The sequence below is a fragment of the Aestuariirhabdus haliotis genome, assembly GCF_023509475.1.
Taxonomy (GTDB): Bacteria; Pseudomonadota; Gammaproteobacteria; order Pseudomonadales; family Aestuariirhabdaceae; genus Aestuariirhabdus; species Aestuariirhabdus haliotis.
Genome location: NZ_JAKSDZ010000008.1, coordinates 79839 through 93230, shown reverse-complemented (window position 1 = coordinate 93230; position 13392 = coordinate 79839). Strand labels below are relative to the sequence as shown.

Annotated in this window: 15 protein-coding genes; 7 read left to right on the top strand and 8 right to left on the bottom strand. The window is 53.6% G+C overall.

From position 1 onward, the window contains the following. Nucleotides 1-90 precede the first annotated feature (90 nt). Nucleotides 91-819: a substrate-binding periplasmic protein gene (locus MIB40_RS08160; RefSeq protein WP_249692845.1), complete on the top strand. Its 729-nt coding sequence runs from the start codon at nucleotides 91-93 to the stop codon at nucleotides 817-819. A gap of 110 nt (nucleotides 820-929) precedes the next feature. On the opposite strand, the gene MIB40_RS08155 is transcribed toward MIB40_RS08160, so the two are convergent. The 3 genes from MIB40_RS08155 to MIB40_RS08145 all read right to left on the bottom strand — a co-directional run bounded on the left by MIB40_RS08155 (nucleotide 930) and on the right by MIB40_RS08145 (nucleotide 2718). Then, nucleotides 930-1139, bottom strand: coding sequence for a cold-shock protein (locus MIB40_RS08155; RefSeq protein ID WP_249692843.1), 210 nt, complete (start codon nucleotides 1137-1139; stop codon nucleotides 930-932). Between the two features lie 278 nt (nucleotides 1140-1417). Next, entirely contained in the window at nucleotides 1418-2335 is a 918-nt protein-coding gene (locus tag MIB40_RS08150; RefSeq protein WP_249692841.1) for an SdiA-regulated domain-containing protein, read from the bottom strand. Nucleotides 2336-2391: 56 nt separating this feature from the next. Continuing rightward, on the bottom strand, nucleotides 2392-2718 hold the full coding sequence (locus MIB40_RS08145) for a hypothetical protein (protein WP_249692839.1): 327 nt from the start codon (nucleotides 2716-2718) through the stop codon (nucleotides 2392-2394). 560 nt (nucleotides 2719-3278) lie between these two features. On the opposite strand from MIB40_RS08145, the gene MIB40_RS08140 reads away from it, so the two are divergent. Continuing rightward, the gene (locus tag MIB40_RS08140; RefSeq protein ID WP_249692837.1) at nucleotides 3279-3752 is read left to right on the top strand and encodes an Lrp/AsnC family transcriptional regulator; all 474 of its coding nucleotides are present in this window, start codon (nucleotides 3279-3281) and stop codon (nucleotides 3750-3752) included. Between the two features lie 10 nt (nucleotides 3753-3762). Continuing rightward, a complete protein-coding gene (locus MIB40_RS08135) occupies nucleotides 3763-4485 on the top strand; it encodes an NAD-dependent epimerase/dehydratase family protein (RefSeq protein WP_249692835.1) in 723 nt (240 codons plus the stop codon). Nucleotides 4486-4589: 104 nt separating this feature from the next. Here the strand turns inward: MIB40_RS08135 and MIB40_RS08130 are convergent, their stop codons facing one another. The 3 genes from MIB40_RS08130 to MIB40_RS08120 form a co-directional block, all read right to left on the bottom strand. Continuing rightward, nucleotides 4590-5774, bottom strand: a complete 1185-nt coding sequence (locus MIB40_RS08130) for an aminotransferase-like domain-containing protein (RefSeq protein WP_249692833.1) — start codon at nucleotides 5772-5774, stop codon at nucleotides 4590-4592. 98 nt (nucleotides 5775-5872) lie between these two features. Next, entirely contained in the window at nucleotides 5873-6874 is a 1002-nt protein-coding gene (gene rlmF / locus MIB40_RS08125; RefSeq protein ID WP_249692831.1) for a 23S rRNA (adenine(1618)-N(6))-methyltransferase RlmF, read from the bottom strand. A gap of 117 nt (nucleotides 6875-6991) precedes the next feature. After that, nucleotides 6992-8113: a PQQ-dependent sugar dehydrogenase gene (locus tag MIB40_RS08120; RefSeq protein ID WP_249692829.1), complete on the bottom strand. Its 1122-nt coding sequence runs from the start codon at nucleotides 8111-8113 to the stop codon at nucleotides 6992-6994. Nucleotides 8114-8291: 178 nt separating this feature from the next. Between MIB40_RS08120 and MIB40_RS08115 the strand changes: the two genes are divergently transcribed. Then, nucleotides 8292-8744: a hypothetical protein gene (locus tag MIB40_RS08115; protein WP_249692827.1), complete on the top strand. Its 453-nt coding sequence runs from the start codon at nucleotides 8292-8294 to the stop codon at nucleotides 8742-8744. Nucleotides 8745-8787: 43 nt separating this feature from the next. On the opposite strand, the gene MIB40_RS08110 is transcribed toward MIB40_RS08115, so the two are convergent. Continuing rightward, on the bottom strand, nucleotides 8788-9264 hold the full coding sequence (locus MIB40_RS08110) for an Lrp/AsnC family transcriptional regulator (RefSeq protein WP_249692824.1): 477 nt from the start codon (nucleotides 9262-9264) through the stop codon (nucleotides 8788-8790). Between the two features lie 145 nt (nucleotides 9265-9409). Between MIB40_RS08110 and MIB40_RS08105 the strand changes: the two genes are divergently transcribed. Then, nucleotides 9410-10387 (top strand): hypothetical protein, encoded by a 978-nt coding sequence (locus MIB40_RS08105; protein ID WP_249692823.1) that lies wholly within the window; start codon nucleotides 9410-9412, stop codon nucleotides 10385-10387. Here the strand turns inward: MIB40_RS08105 and MIB40_RS19730 are convergent. Then, nucleotides 10381-11490 carry a GGDEF domain-containing protein gene (locus tag MIB40_RS19730; RefSeq protein ID WP_249692821.1) on the bottom strand — a complete coding sequence of 370 codons (1110 nt, stop codon included), beginning with the start codon at nucleotides 11488-11490 and terminating at the stop codon, nucleotides 10381-10383. The two genes, MIB40_RS08105 and MIB40_RS19730, sit on opposite strands and share 7 nt — an antisense overlap. A 212-nt stretch (nucleotides 11491-11702) precedes the next feature. Between MIB40_RS19730 and MIB40_RS08095 the strand changes: the two genes are divergently transcribed. Together MIB40_RS08095 and MIB40_RS08090 are read left to right on the top strand one after the other, a co-directional pair. Continuing rightward, a complete protein-coding gene (locus tag MIB40_RS08095) occupies nucleotides 11703-12107 on the top strand; it encodes a MerR family transcriptional regulator (RefSeq protein ID WP_249692818.1) in 405 nt (134 codons plus the stop codon). 99 nt (nucleotides 12108-12206) lie between these two features. Beyond that, the gene (locus MIB40_RS08090) at nucleotides 12207-13376 is read left to right on the top strand and encodes an isovaleryl-CoA dehydrogenase (RefSeq protein ID WP_249692816.1); all 1170 of its coding nucleotides are present in this window, start codon (nucleotides 12207-12209) and stop codon (nucleotides 13374-13376) included. The last annotated feature ends 16 nt before the right edge of the window (nucleotides 13377-13392 follow it).

The following is a 13392-nucleotide window of genomic DNA, read 5'->3' as shown; positions in this document are numbered from 1 at the left end:
CCTCTAACCGGACATGATGCTCAAGGAACCGGGCAAAAAGACACAGGAAAAAGGACTCATTCCATCAGCCTCTGTGCGATGGAGACCATTATGGACAATCTGTTACCAACTCTGGTGCTGTGCCTCTTCTCCGTTACGGCGACAGCCGAAGAGCGGCCCGACATGGCGGCAACCGATGAGGTCCTGCGATTTTCGACCGTCAATGACTTTGGCAGCATTACCCGCATTAAACCCTTATTAACAAAAGCCTATGCCCAGGTTGGCTATGAGATCGAAATTCTGGAAATGCCCGCAAAGCGCTCACTGCTATCCGCCGAGAACAATGAAGATATCGATGGTGAAGCCTTACGAGTAAAGGGCGCGGAGTCATTTCTTCCCAGCTTGATCCGAATCCCCGTGCCCATTGCCTCCCACCCCGTGGCCGCCTTCGTTACTGCTCAAAACCGCTTTCAAGTGGATGGCTGGGCCAGCTTGCTGCCCTACAAGGTAGGTATTGTTGCTGGATACGTGGAAATCGACCGCCGACTGCTAAATGCCGATGTCGTTCGTGTGAATGACGCGGAACAACTCATGCTCATGCTCGACAAACAACGAATCGATGTGGCTGTGGTACCAGAGTCGGTCGGCACACTGGCCTTGAAAAGAGCCGGCCTGCGCAGTATAGAGGCCCTGTCTCCGCCCATCCAGACAACGCTTTTATACCACTACCTGAACAAGAAGCATGTTGCGTTGGTGGAAGAGGTTACCGATGCGCTGCGGGTTCTGACAGGCCGGCCAAATGCTTCGCTGATCTCGGAGCGAGTGCAAGCCGCCGAATAATGCCCAGCCCGGGAGGCAAACTCCTGAAAATCAGGCATAAAAAAAGGCGAACCCTTGGGCTCGCCTTTTTTGTATCTTGTAATCTTCGCACGCTGATGCGTGCAAAAGGCTTACAAAGCTACGATGTTCTCAGCTTGAGGACCTTTCTGGCCTTGAGTTACGGTGAACTCAACGCGCTGGCCTTCGGCCAAAGTTTTGAAGCCAGAACCGGTGATGGCGCTGAAGTGAGCAAAAACGTCAGGACCAGACTCCTGCTCGATGAAACCAAAACCTTTAGATTCGTTGAACCACTTTACTGTACCAGTTGTAGTATTAGACATAATAGTCTCCTGCAATTTAATAAAAATGTGTGCCTTCAAGAGGCGGATGTAGCGGAAAAAATAGACTCACACTTAGAAACTACAGGTCGAGAAAATACTTAACAATCACGAACGGAGCATGTAAACAAAAGGCTTTCTTTCTAGCTGCGCGCGAGATTATAGCAATACAGTACCCGAGTCAAAGAATTTTACAGCTTGGGGCTCTCGCCAGCATCTCCCATCATGCGCACTAGCTCGAGTATAGCGATTAACACGTCTCTAATGGTCAACATCATTAACTATCCATCATCACCTGTTTGAACCTGATCCGTTTTGGTAAAGCGATAAAAAAGATCCGGCTCACTCACAATAAAAAGGTCTCCCTCGGGACCCAGAGTCACACCCTCAGCTTGCGGAACAGCCTCGCTGAGCCCCAAAAAGCCCGAATCCAGTTCCATAAAGGCAATCAACTCACCGAAACCGCTCAGCTCAACCAACAGGGACGACTCGTCACTAAGTACCAGCAAATGACCCGTTTGAGCTACAAACTGCAACCCAGAGAAGTCACTCATAAAGAAATTACTGCGACCTTGCCAGTCATCCAGCCGCTGAATATTCAATTGATCCCTTGTCGTCCCCGTATAACCACCCAGAACATACAATCGCTGAGGCTCACGTTCCTTGGCAACATAGAGTCGCTGCTTGTTGCGATCATAAGCCAGCCCCTCAAAACCCTTATTACCATTGAGCTCGATCCCAAGGGATAGATGATGGGCCTTGCTGACATCCAGCGCTGTTACCCCCGGATCAATCGAAAAGGCATACAGCGTTTGGTTGCGTTCATCGGCGATCGCAAAGCGATCTCCATCAAGCCACACAATGGCCTCAGGATCTGAAACTCCAGCAACATTGATTGTGCGCAACAAGCGGCCATCCCTGTCCAACTCCAAAATCGCCGCGGGTTTATTGCGCACAGCAAACAGCGTTTGTGTTTTCTCAGACCAGGTAAGGCCGGATAACTCTCCCCCCGTGGCTGGCAAGGACTTCACGGCAGAGTGCAACTGCCACCGTCCCTGTAAAGTCGAGTGGTGGTCCGAATGGCGCCACTTTACGAAGCGGTTTAACAGCTGATCATCCCAATCGAGCAGGGACACAATAGCCAGCCCACAGAGACAGAATCCGCCAAACAACAGGAATCGACGCGTTACTTTTCGCATATATGCCCTTATTTAGAACAACTGAGCCAGTGTTACGCCAGGCCAGGCTACGCCGTTTATTCACCCGTCGGCAGCGGAACCCCCAACTTGGTCGCAAGTGCCGCCAGCACACCGCCCAAAACAATAGCGAGAAAGATAGAAAAGGATTTCTTGACCGGCTCCGGAATCCTGTCCGTCCAGCGACTCACAAAGTCAAACTGTGTTTGCACAGCAGAATCATCGTTTGATGATCGCCACTTCAGCGGTGTCGCGACCAGGGCTGCCAGCGATAACAAGGAGATATAGATAGGCCAGTGCATCCACTGCTGATGATCATCCATGGCGAAAAAGTACCCAAGCACCATAGACCCAAGGATGCATAATCCCAAGACAACATCCCTCATACCGCCCCCCCTATAGTAAACGATGCGGCCAAAACAACAGGGCCGGCAATGATCCAGAAGCCCTCAAGCTCCTGGCATTCATATCAAACATTCAGTGTAGCTGCGTTTCGAGACTATTCAGAACGGTCAAGTTGTCGAAAACAACCCGTCTGCGCCGAACCGGCCTCGATATAGCAAAGCCTGGAGAATATGACACACAAAGAAGAAGCCTGAGGCGAAAAGAAAAAACGCCCCAGCTGGGGCGTCTTGAACAAGAATAGCGGTTAATCTGGCCTGCCGGTCCACCCCAGATACGGGCTCCCTGTGACTGCTCTGATAAAAGCACCTTCCCTTACGCTTTCCCCTCTCTTGTGAAGAGGCCGGGCGATTTCGGTGTCACAGGCCATGTGCGTTACCACGGGGTTATTCTACGTCGAGAAGCGGGATACATGATTGCTTATTCACCCTATTACTACGACATGAAAGCAATATATATCCCCATTAAGCAATAAATACGCAATATATTACTCGAGCACTGGATTTCGCATGCTAAGCTGTAGTTTTCAATTGAGGACAGCCCCATGTCACTGGACCGAATGGATCGTCGTATTCTGCAAGAGATGCAACGTAATGGCCGCATCAGCAATCTGGAACTGGCAGAAAAAATCGGATTATCACCCTCTCCCTGCTCACGCCGGGTCAAGCAACTGGAAGAATCCGGCATTATCGAGAAACACGTCACCATCCTCGATCGCTCCGAACTGGGCTTAAAACTCACCGCTTATATTCAGGTCAGCATGGATCGGCATACACCGGATCGATTCGAACTCTTTGAATCGACACTGAACAAGTGCCCCGAGGTGCTCGAATGCTGCCTGATCACGGGCCAATCGGCCGACTATCTAGTCAAGGTAATCGTCGTCGATATGGATCATTATCAGGAGTTCCTGCTGAACACGTTGACCCGCATTAAAGGGGTTAGTGGCGTCCATTCCAGCTTCGTCATGCGACGCGTGATCGATAATACCGAACTGCCACTGGATCATATCCGCTAGGGACCAAGCCATGACTCAACCCAACACTCTGCGAGCACTCATCGTCGGCGCTACAGGCGCCAGCGGCCAGCTGTTAACCCAGCGCTTGTTGGACGACCCTCGTTATAGTGAGGTTCATATACTTCATTACCGTACTACTTCATTCTCCGGCCGCCCCAAGGTATGTGAGCACCTGCTTACTCTGGATGATTTAAGTAAATTCCAGATCTCTTCAGATGAAGACTCGCCTGTCGACCGAGTATTTTGTTGCCTGGGCACAACTCTGAAGCAAGCCGGCTCTGTTGCTGCTTTCGCCCGAGTCGATCGGGATTATGTAATAGAACTGGGACGCTGGGTACAGCGGCATAAGGTCGCGCAATTTCATGTTGTGAGCTCGCTAGGTGTAAGCGCTCGCTCACCCAATTACTACAGCCGCACCAAGGGGGAGATGGAAACTGCATTACGCAACTTAAATCTGCCAGGGTTGTGTATCTATCGACCCTCCATGCTTCACGCTCGGCGTAATCCTCCACGACTGAATGAAAGACTAAGCTTTCCTATAGTCAAAGCCCTTTGCTTGTTGCCGGGATTAGGCCGCTTTCAACCCCTCGACGTTGCCGATCTGGCGGCGGCGATACACCTTCAATCGCTAGATGAGCTGAGCGGAATAAAAGAAATACAGTCAGTCGATATGCAAGGCGCCAATAACCAAGAACATCTACCCTCGAACAACAGCGGAGATGGTCACAGGTAGATGCTTGTCGCATATTTCAATATATCGACACAAAATTCTATTTGACGCTCTTTTCACAGATATGAACTCGCCCAAAAACACTTTCAAGAGAGCTCGTGCGTAGGTTATTTGGCAAGCATTTCACCCATAGCTCGGCCAAGCCGTTCAATCCCGACATCAATAGTCTCGGCATCGACACAGGAGAAACTCAAACGAAGGGTCGAGCTATTACTGCGGTCGGTATAGAAGGGATCGCCAGGGACAAAAACCACCTGCTGCTTAACCGCCAGCTCAAACAGCGCCATCGCCGATAACGATTCGGGCAGGCTTGCCCATAAAAACATGCCACCATCGGGCCTGGTGTAGTGCACTGTATCCGGAAAATGACGATCCATTGCTGCCATCATGGCACGGCACTGGCTTCCGTAAGCGTCAATGATGGTTTTCAGGTGGGCATCGATATCATGATTCATCAGGTATTGATGCACGATGCATTGGGTGAAATGGCTGGTGTGTAAATCGGTCGCCTGCTTGGCCACCAACAGTTTCTGCATCAATGGCTCCGGAGCGACCATCCAACCCAGCCGGAAACCCGGAATCACACATTTGGAAAACGACCCCAGCAGCACCGTTTGTTCAGGCAGGCGATTATAAAAGGAGGCTACGGGGTCGCCGCTGAACCGAAGGTCTCCGTATGGGTTATCTTCGATCAGGATACAGTTCTTACCCTTTAGGCGTTCAGCCACCGCCTGACGATTGGCATCGCTGTAGCTGATACCCGAGGGGTTTTGAAAATTCGGTACGGTATAGGCCAGCTTGGGCGATGTGCCCTGTAATTGGCGATCCAGCTCCTCCAGCACCATGCCCTGCTCATTGACCGCCACATTCAGAAACTCGGGGCGATAAATGGAAAACGCCTGAATAGCACCCAGATAACCCGGCGCCTCCATCAACAAGCCATCCCCTTCGTTGAGTAACACCTTCCCCAGCAGATCCAGCCCCTGCTGCGAACCACTGGTGATCAGGATCGAGTCGGCCGAAATATCCAGCCCCTGGGTATCGCGATAACGCTTGGCAATCCATTCCCGCAAGGGAAGAAACCCTTCCGAACTACTGTACTGAAACAGATCCCGTCCCTGCAGGGCAAACACCTGCTCCGTCGCCTGTTGCAGCTCTTCGGCGGGAAAAAACTCGCGGTTGGGCAAGCCGCCGGCAAAGGAGATCACCGAGGGGTCGAGGGCCACCTTAAGGATTTCACGAATAAAGGAGCGGGGCACATCATTGATGCGGTCGGCAAAAAGGCTGTCCATAACAGGAAAAAATTCCGTCCATGAGGATGACTGAAGACGCAAAATGTAACAGGTTTCAGGGCCTGAGTCCCGGCAGCAACCCGGATCAACGCGACTCGCTACCCTTCCAGGGGTCGCCACCTCAACTGCTGCTCGGCCGACAAAAAGCTCCAGGCCAGAATACGACTGACTTTCTGCCCCTGGGCCATCGGAATCACTTCAACCTGAACGGCTTGACGCATTTTGAGACGTTTTTTTAACGCCGCTATATTATCCCCGTTGGAAACCAGACTGGTGAACCAGCACACCTGGCTGGCGAGCCCCTGACTTTCGTCGATCATTTGCTGCAAAAACTGCCGCTCACCACCGGGGCACCAGAGCTCTGCACGCTGCCCGGCAAAGTTGCGTTCTGGCATATCAGATTGGCGTACAGCACCACCTTTACTTCGAGACAGGTTCTCCCGTTTGCGCAGGTTGGCCGTTCTAGCCTCGGTTTCTGAAGCGTAAAACGGCGGATTGCACAGGCTCAGATGAAACCGTTCGCCAGCGAGCCCGCCAAAGATGGATCCCGGTTGCTGCTGAATCAGCTTGATGCGCCCTTTCAGGCAAGCATTAGCCTCTACAATCGTTTTGGCAGCGGCAATCGACACCGGATCGATATCCGTGCCCACAAAATGCCAGCCATAACTACGGGCACCAATAATCGGGTAGATGCAATTGGCCCCCGTGCCAATATCCAACACCCTGACCTGACTGCCGGTCAGCGTCTTACCATCATTGATTCGGGCCAACAGATCCGCCGCATAGTGAATAAGATCTGCTCGTCCCGGAATCGGTGGACAGAGATACCCCTCAGGCAACTGCCAATGGTCGACCTGGTAATACTCTGCCAATAGCGTCTGGTTCAAAGCGAAAACCGCGTCAGCATCGGCAAAGTTGATGGTCGCCTCACCCCGGGGGCTGGTGATTAAAAAGCGCGATAAGGACGGGCTACGGCGACAGAGACGTTCCAGATCATAACGCCCCTGATGAAGATTCCTTGGGTGCAGTCCGCCAGGGCGTCGACTGGCCTTATTGCCGGATCGACGGGCAGCACGCGCGGGACGACGAGGTTGAGACATAGCGATCGATATACCGGCGCCGACCCGAGTCAGCGCTTATGAGTTAAAGAGAAATCAACCGGTTCGATTCTTTGGAGACAATCCAATACCAGTTATTTGGGTGCTACTCGATACCGGTTACTTGGGTACGACTCGATACAGAGCCCCGTTATTGCTGTCGATCAGTAAATACAGGTCACCCTCGGGGCTGGTTCGCACATCCCGAACCCGCTCCCCCAGCTCATCAAACAGCACCTGTTGATCAACTACCTGCCCCTGATCAAGCTCTACGCTTCGTACCTGACGTGCTGCCAGGGCTCCCGCCAACAGATTGCCTTGCCACTGGGGAAAATCCTTACCTCGGTACAGGGCCATACCTGATGGTGCAATAGAGGGTGTCCAGTGCAGCAGCGGTTGTTCCATACCTTCGTATTCGGTGTAGGGCGAGATAGAGGCTCCGGAGTAATCCCGGCCGTAGGTAATCACTGGCCAGCCATAGTTATTACCCGGCTCGATGATATTGATCTCATCGCCCCCCTTGGGTCCGTGTTCATGCAAGTAGACGGTACCCGAGTCTTCGTCGTAGAGCAGCCCCTGGGGGTTTCGGTGACCATAGCTGTATATCTCGGGCCGTGCACCGGCTTGCCCGACAAAGGGGTTATCCGCCGGAATCGAGCCATCATCGTTGAGGCGTACGACCTTACCCAGCAAGCTATCGAGCTTCTGCGACGCCTCCCGATAATCAAAGCCATCACCAGTGGTCAGCAACAGGGTGCCATCGGGCATAAAGGCCATGCGGCCACCGTAATGCACGGGAGTATCTTTCAAAGGCGCCACGGTAAACAGCACCTCAAGCCCCTTTAGCGCGTTACCCTCGAGACGAGCACGGGCCAGCCGAGTAGCGTTGGCACTGCCATCGCCCCAGGCATAGGTCAGGTAAACCAGCTTGTTAATCGCGTAGTCCGGGTGAGGCACCGCTTCAAATAACCCGCCCTGGCTACGATGGAACACCTCGGGTACACCGCTCACCGGGCTAACCTGGCCTTCGGCGCTGATCAATTGCAGCTGACCGGGACGCTCGGTGACCAGCATGCTGCCGCCGGGCAAAAACGACAGGGACCAGGGATGATTCAGACCATCGGCCACGACCTGTAGTTCATAACCGACCTTGTCAGCGGCGACGGCGAGCCCCGGTAGCACAATAAACAGGGGTGCAAAAATTCGGCCCAAGCGATGAAAAATCGGCGTTAGTGCAGGCATCGTTATCTCCCGTCGACACAATAGATAGAGTCCATAGTAAACAATCATAATGCCAGAGCCCCCAAACATCGACTAGCGTTTTGCCAGCTGGATGGCAAAGAAGCCAAGTGAGCGCTGGGACTTGGCATCAAGCAATGGCTGTGGCTGAATGAGCTATCCATTTTGACGGAGTCTTTGAGTGTCTTCCCGTACCCGCCTTATCATCGCCTTTGTGATCTCCTGTCTCAGCGCCATTGTCCTGGCCTGCTTCAGCCATACCCAGTTAGTACTCAATGAGCTGGCAAGTCTCGGCGTCTCGGTACCCGCCGAGGTAAGAGCCCGGGCCACACTGGATGACTTACTGGGCTTACTGCCCACCTACGGCGTCATTATCACCATCGGCCTGGCCATCGCCTTTGCCCTGACCGCCTGGCTGCTACGCAAGTTCTCCCTGTCCCCACGAGTGCTGTACCCCTTAGCCGGAGCGGTCGCATTTGCCGCCATGCTATTGCTGATGCACCCTATTCTGGAGATCACATTGATTGCCGGTGCTCGAGGTTGGTCAGGCTTTATGACCCAATGTCTGTGCGGACTCGCGGCCGGGCTGTGCTTTGCCTTTTTGAAGGAAAGCCCGAGAACCCTGGCACAGTAACCCTCAACCAGGGAATCAGGCGACGCGTTCTGGCAACAGGGCGCTAGTCGCTGGCCGGTAGCACGGCGGATGTATCGAACTTTACCCGCTTCATCGAGATCAGCGTACGGAAGTTTTTCATATTGGCTTCCGCGTAAAGAACCTGTCGGCAAAACGCTTCATAAGCCACCATGTCCGCCACCACCACGATCAAGACAAAATCTACTTCCCCCGTCACCTGATAGCACTGCTTAACCTCTTCGGCCGCGTTGACCCGTTTAGCAAATTGCTGATAGAGATCATAACGATCACGCTCCATCTCTACTTCCACCACCATATGGAGACAGGCACCCAGCTGCTCCTGGTCCAGCAAAGCGACTTGCTGCTTGATCAACCCGCTTTGCTTTAGCTTGCGCACCCGTTTCAGGCAGGCCGGTGGCGACAAGCCGACGCGTTCGGCAAGCTGTTGGTTGGTGACCGAACAGTCCTGTTGCAACTGTTTCAGAATGGCCGTATCCAGACGATCTATCGAAGCTGACATTAATAATATTTCTTATATCGAATTCAATAAGAAATTATTAGCAAGTTTTATCGCGCTTTCAAAGAATTATTTTATCTGCCATCGATATACTGTCGCCTGCCTCAATCACTAATCGCTGACGATACCAACTTGGCCAGGACGCCCCATGCAACCCCTTGATATAAAAGCTTTACCCCAACAACTGCGTAGTCATTCTCTGGAGATCCTGCGGGTCTACTGGGTGCTGGTAAAGGTGATGCTACCCGCCATTTTGCTGGTTAAACTACTCGATAGTTTCGGCGCCACCCAATGGCTCAGCTGGCTGCTGTCTCCCTTGATGGAATTGGTTGGCCTGCCCGCCAGCATAGGGCTGGTGTGGGCTGCCGCCATCCTGACCAACCTGTATACCGCGATGGTGGTATTCTATGAATTGGCCGGAGGAGAAAGTCTCAGCGTGGCTCAGGTCAGCGTACTGGGCATCTTGATTCTGGTAGCCCACTCCTTACCCACCGAGGGCGCCGTCGCCAAACTGGTGGGGGTTCGTTGGCGAGTCACCCTAATGCTGCGTATCGGTGGCGCCCTGACACTGGCGGCACTGACTCACCAGATATACAGCTGGGGCAACTGGCAGCAACAACCGGCAATAATGCTGTGGCAACCCGAAGCCCAGGCCGAAAGTTTAGCGGCCTGGGCGATTGACCAACTATGGTTGTTTGCCACGATCTTTCTGATCATCAGCGCCCTCATGACCCTGCTCCGGCTGTTGCGCTGGCTGGGTATCGAAAAACTTATGCACTGGTTGCTGTCGCCTCTACTTCGCGTGTTGCAGGTGGGGCGTGAAGCCACCCACGTGACCATTATCGGCATAACCCTTGGACTCAGTTTTGGCGCCGGCCTGCTGATCGCCGAGGCGCGCTCGGGAGAGATCAGCCGGCGGGATATGATACTGACCATCTGCTTTCTCGGTCTGGCCCACAGCCTGATCGAAGACACCCTGTTGATACTCTTACTAGGTGCCGACCTGTATTCCATTCTCTGGGGCCGGCTGGCCTTCGCCATTGTGGTGATGGCCGTTATCGCGCGCTGTTGGCGTCGTACCAGTGTGGCAGAATCACCATCCGCCGAGCGGGTGCTGGATCAGTAGGCGACTGCTTCATCCACTACACAGTTACGCCCCAGACGCTTGCCCCGATAGAGCGCTGCATCCGCGATACGCAGCGCCTCATCGAAGCTCCTGTGCTGATTCATCACCGCCATGCCGATGGAAATGGTCACGCGATAATCCCTGGATTGAAAGTTGAGCTCGTAGGCTTCGATCTGCTCACGGACACGCTCCAGCACCAGCCGCGCTTCTTCCGGCGAACTATGACTGAGCAGGAAAATAAACTCCTCCCCACCCCACCGGCCGACAGTGTCAATATCACGGATAGAGGCCTCCATAATCTCCGCCACCCCCTTCAGGATGGCATCGCCCACCGCATGACCATGACGATCGTTTACGCCCTTGAAATGATCAATATCGGCGATCGCCACCACCCCTTTAAACAGCCCATTGGGCTGGGCTTCGGAGATTATTCGGCGACGGTTCGGCAACTGGGTCAGGTCATCGGTATTGGCCAGCAAGGCCAACGCTCTCGCCTGGCGCTGAATACGCCTCCGCTGCTGTATCAGCTGGCCATGAAACAGATAGGACAGGATATAGAGCATCAGGACAAAACCGGCGATATTCAGCACCCGCATCACCACCAGCTGTTCGGACGACAACTGCACCGGCGCTATCTCCGCCTTACAATATTGGTCGAGCACCATAAAAAGCACCGTAGAGACCAACAGTAATCCGTAACGCAGCCATCGCAGCCGATCAGAGAAGACCAAAAAGGTCAGCACACCACCACTCAGGAGAAAAATATGCAGCCCGGAATCGGCACTGATCAAATAGGTGACGATGGGTATCTGGATCAGGGTCGGCGCGCCCAGCGCCAGCAATGCCGCCGTAATGTGCGAGCGCTGGTAGTTGGCCCATAAGGCCATAAGTAGCACCAGCATGGTGACGGAGTGAACGACCATTAACGGCCGCATACGCTCGAAGTCGGTCAACAGGTAAGTGATCTGGTAAGACAGGGTGATCATCAGGGCCAGTATCACAAACTGATTAATGACCACGACACGTTGACGATCCGAAAACTCCAGGCCGCGGACGCCAATCAGACTTCCACGCCGCCACCATTTCAGAATTTTTCTGCCCACTTCCTATTCACCCCAACCGAGACATCCTGTCCGAACAAGGTTTATACCCCAAAGCTGGTACTAACGCACAGAGTTATAGTGCAGTTAATGGATAGATGGACGCATTGGCTGATAGTTCGTCGTTAAAAGCGACCTTTTATATCGCCATTTTTACCTTTACGTTAACGTAAACCAACCCTACAATGGACTTCAGTCATTAGCGAAGTCCTTTTATGAATACTCCGTCACGCCCCAGCACATATAGCATCTCCGAACTCGCCAAGGAGTTCGACATCACCACCCGCACCATTCGCTTCTACGAAGACAAGGGCTTATTAACGCCCCAGCGCAAAGGCCAGACCCGGGTCTACTCCCCCGCCGATCGCACCAAACTCAAACTGATTCTCAGGGGTAAGCGTCTCGGCTTTAGCCTGGAGGAAAGCCGGGACATCATCGAAATGTACAGCCCGGGACAAAATAACGAGCAACAGCTGAAAGCCTTGATCAATCACGTACGCAGCCGCAAGGCGACCCTGCAACAACAGCTGCACGACATCGAATTGATGATGCTGGACCTGCAGGAATCGGAGCAACGCTGCATCGATGCCCTGCAGGAGATGGGTGTTACCGACACCTGAATAACCAATTCGATCCAGACCATCAGGCAACCTAGCAATTTCAAACCAAGAAAAAAAACAGACACACAATGGAGCCGCCCGGTTCCGCGAGGAGACAATATGAACACCAGCTATCCCACCCTGAATTTTGATCTAAGCGAAGAGATCGACATGCTGCGCGACGCGGTTTATCAATTTTGCCAGGCCGAGCTGGCTCCCCGTGCCGAAGAGATCGATCGCAGCAACGAATTCCCCATGGACATGTGGCGCAAGTTTGGTGACATGGGCCTGCTGGGCATCACCGTGTCGGAAGAGTACGGTGGCAGCAATATGGGCTATCTGGCCCACACTATTGCCATGGAAGAGATCTCCCGCGCTTCGGCCTCCGTCGGTCTCTCCTATGGTGCCCATTCCAACCTGTGCGTGAATCAGATTTTCAAAAACGGTAACGAAGAACAAAAGCGCAAGTACCTGCCCAAGCTCTGCTCCGGCGAGCATATTGGCGCCCTCGCCATGTCGGAACCCAATGCCGGCAGTGATGTGGTCAGCATGAAACTCAAAGCCGAGCGCCAGGGCGAGCATTATGTCCTCAATGGCAACAAGATGTGGATCACCAATGGCCCCGACGCCAACACCTACGTGATCTACGCCAAGACCGACACGACCAAAGGCGCCTGGGGCATGACCGCCTTTATCGTCGAGCGTGACTTCCCCGGTTTTAGCCGTCACCAGAAACTCGACAAGCTGGGCATGCGTGGCTCCAACACCTGCGAACTGGTCTTTCAGGATTGCAAAGTACCGGCCGAAAATATTCTCGGTAACGAAGGCGAAGGGGTCAAGGTGCTAATGAGCGGTCTGGACTACGAACGCACCGTGCTTTCCGGCGGTCCGGTCGGCATTATGCAAGCCTGCCTCGATGTGGTCGTGCCCTATATCCACGACCGTAAGCAGTTCGGCCAGTCGATCGGCGAATTCCAGCTGATGCAGGGTAAGGTGGCGGACATGTATACCGAACTCAGTGCCTCCCGCGCCTACCTCTATGCCGTGGCCAAGGCGTGCGACAAGGGTAAGGAATCCCGTAAAGATGCTGCCGCCGTGATTCTCTATACCGCCGAGCGGGCTACCCAGATGGCCCTGCAGGCGATCCAGACCCTGGGCGGCAATGGTTACATCAACGAGTTCCCGACCGGCCGCTTGTTGCGTGATGCCAAGCTGTATGAAATTGGCGCCGGCACCAGCGAAATCCGCCGCATGCTGATTGGTCGCGAACTGTTTAACGAAACCAAGTAACTCGGGTCGGGGAACC

Bases quoted from the DNA above. Each gene is read 5' to 3' on its own strand.
- MIB40_RS08145 (WP_249692839.1), bottom strand. From the start codon at position 2,718: ATGAGGGATGTTGTCTTGGGATTATGCATCCTTGGGTCTATGGTGCTT.
- MIB40_RS08130 (WP_249692833.1), bottom strand. From the start codon at position 5,774: ATGGACAGCCTTTTTGCCGACCGCATCAATGATGTGCCCCGCTCCTTT.
- MIB40_RS08140 (WP_249692837.1), top strand. From the start codon at position 3,279: ATGTCACTGGACCGAATGGATCGTCGTATTCTGCAAGAGATGCAACGT.
- MIB40_RS08095 (WP_249692818.1), top strand. From the start codon at position 11,703: ATGAATACTCCGTCACGCCCCAGCACATATAGCATCTCCGAACTCGCC.
- MIB40_RS08110 (WP_249692824.1), bottom strand. From the start codon at position 9,264: ATGTCAGCTTCGATAGATCGTCTGGATACGGCCATTCTGAAACAGTTG.
- MIB40_RS08105 (WP_249692823.1), top strand. From the start codon at position 9,410: ATGCAACCCCTTGATATAAAAGCTTTACCCCAACAACTGCGTAGTCAT.
- MIB40_RS08155 (WP_249692843.1), bottom strand. From the start codon at position 1,139: ATGTCTAATACTACAACTGGTACAGTAAAGTGGTTCAACGAATCTAAA.
- MIB40_RS08150 (WP_249692841.1), bottom strand. From the start codon at position 2,335: ATGCGAAAAGTAACGCGTCGATTCCTGTTGTTTGGCGGATTCTGTCTC.
- MIB40_RS08120 (WP_249692829.1), bottom strand. From the start codon at position 8,113: ATGCCTGCACTAACGCCGATTTTTCATCGCTTGGGCCGAATTTTTGCA.
- MIB40_RS08160 (WP_249692845.1), top strand. From the start codon at position 91: ATGGACAATCTGTTACCAACTCTGGTGCTGTGCCTCTTCTCCGTTACG.
- rlmF (WP_249692831.1), bottom strand. From the start codon at position 6,874: ATGTCTCAACCTCGTCGTCCCGCGCGTGCTGCCCGTCGATCCGGCAAT.
- MIB40_RS08135 (WP_249692835.1), top strand. From the start codon at position 3,763: ATGACTCAACCCAACACTCTGCGAGCACTCATCGTCGGCGCTACAGGC.
- MIB40_RS08090 (WP_249692816.1), top strand. From the start codon at position 12,207: ATGAACACCAGCTATCCCACCCTGAATTTTGATCTAAGCGAAGAGATC.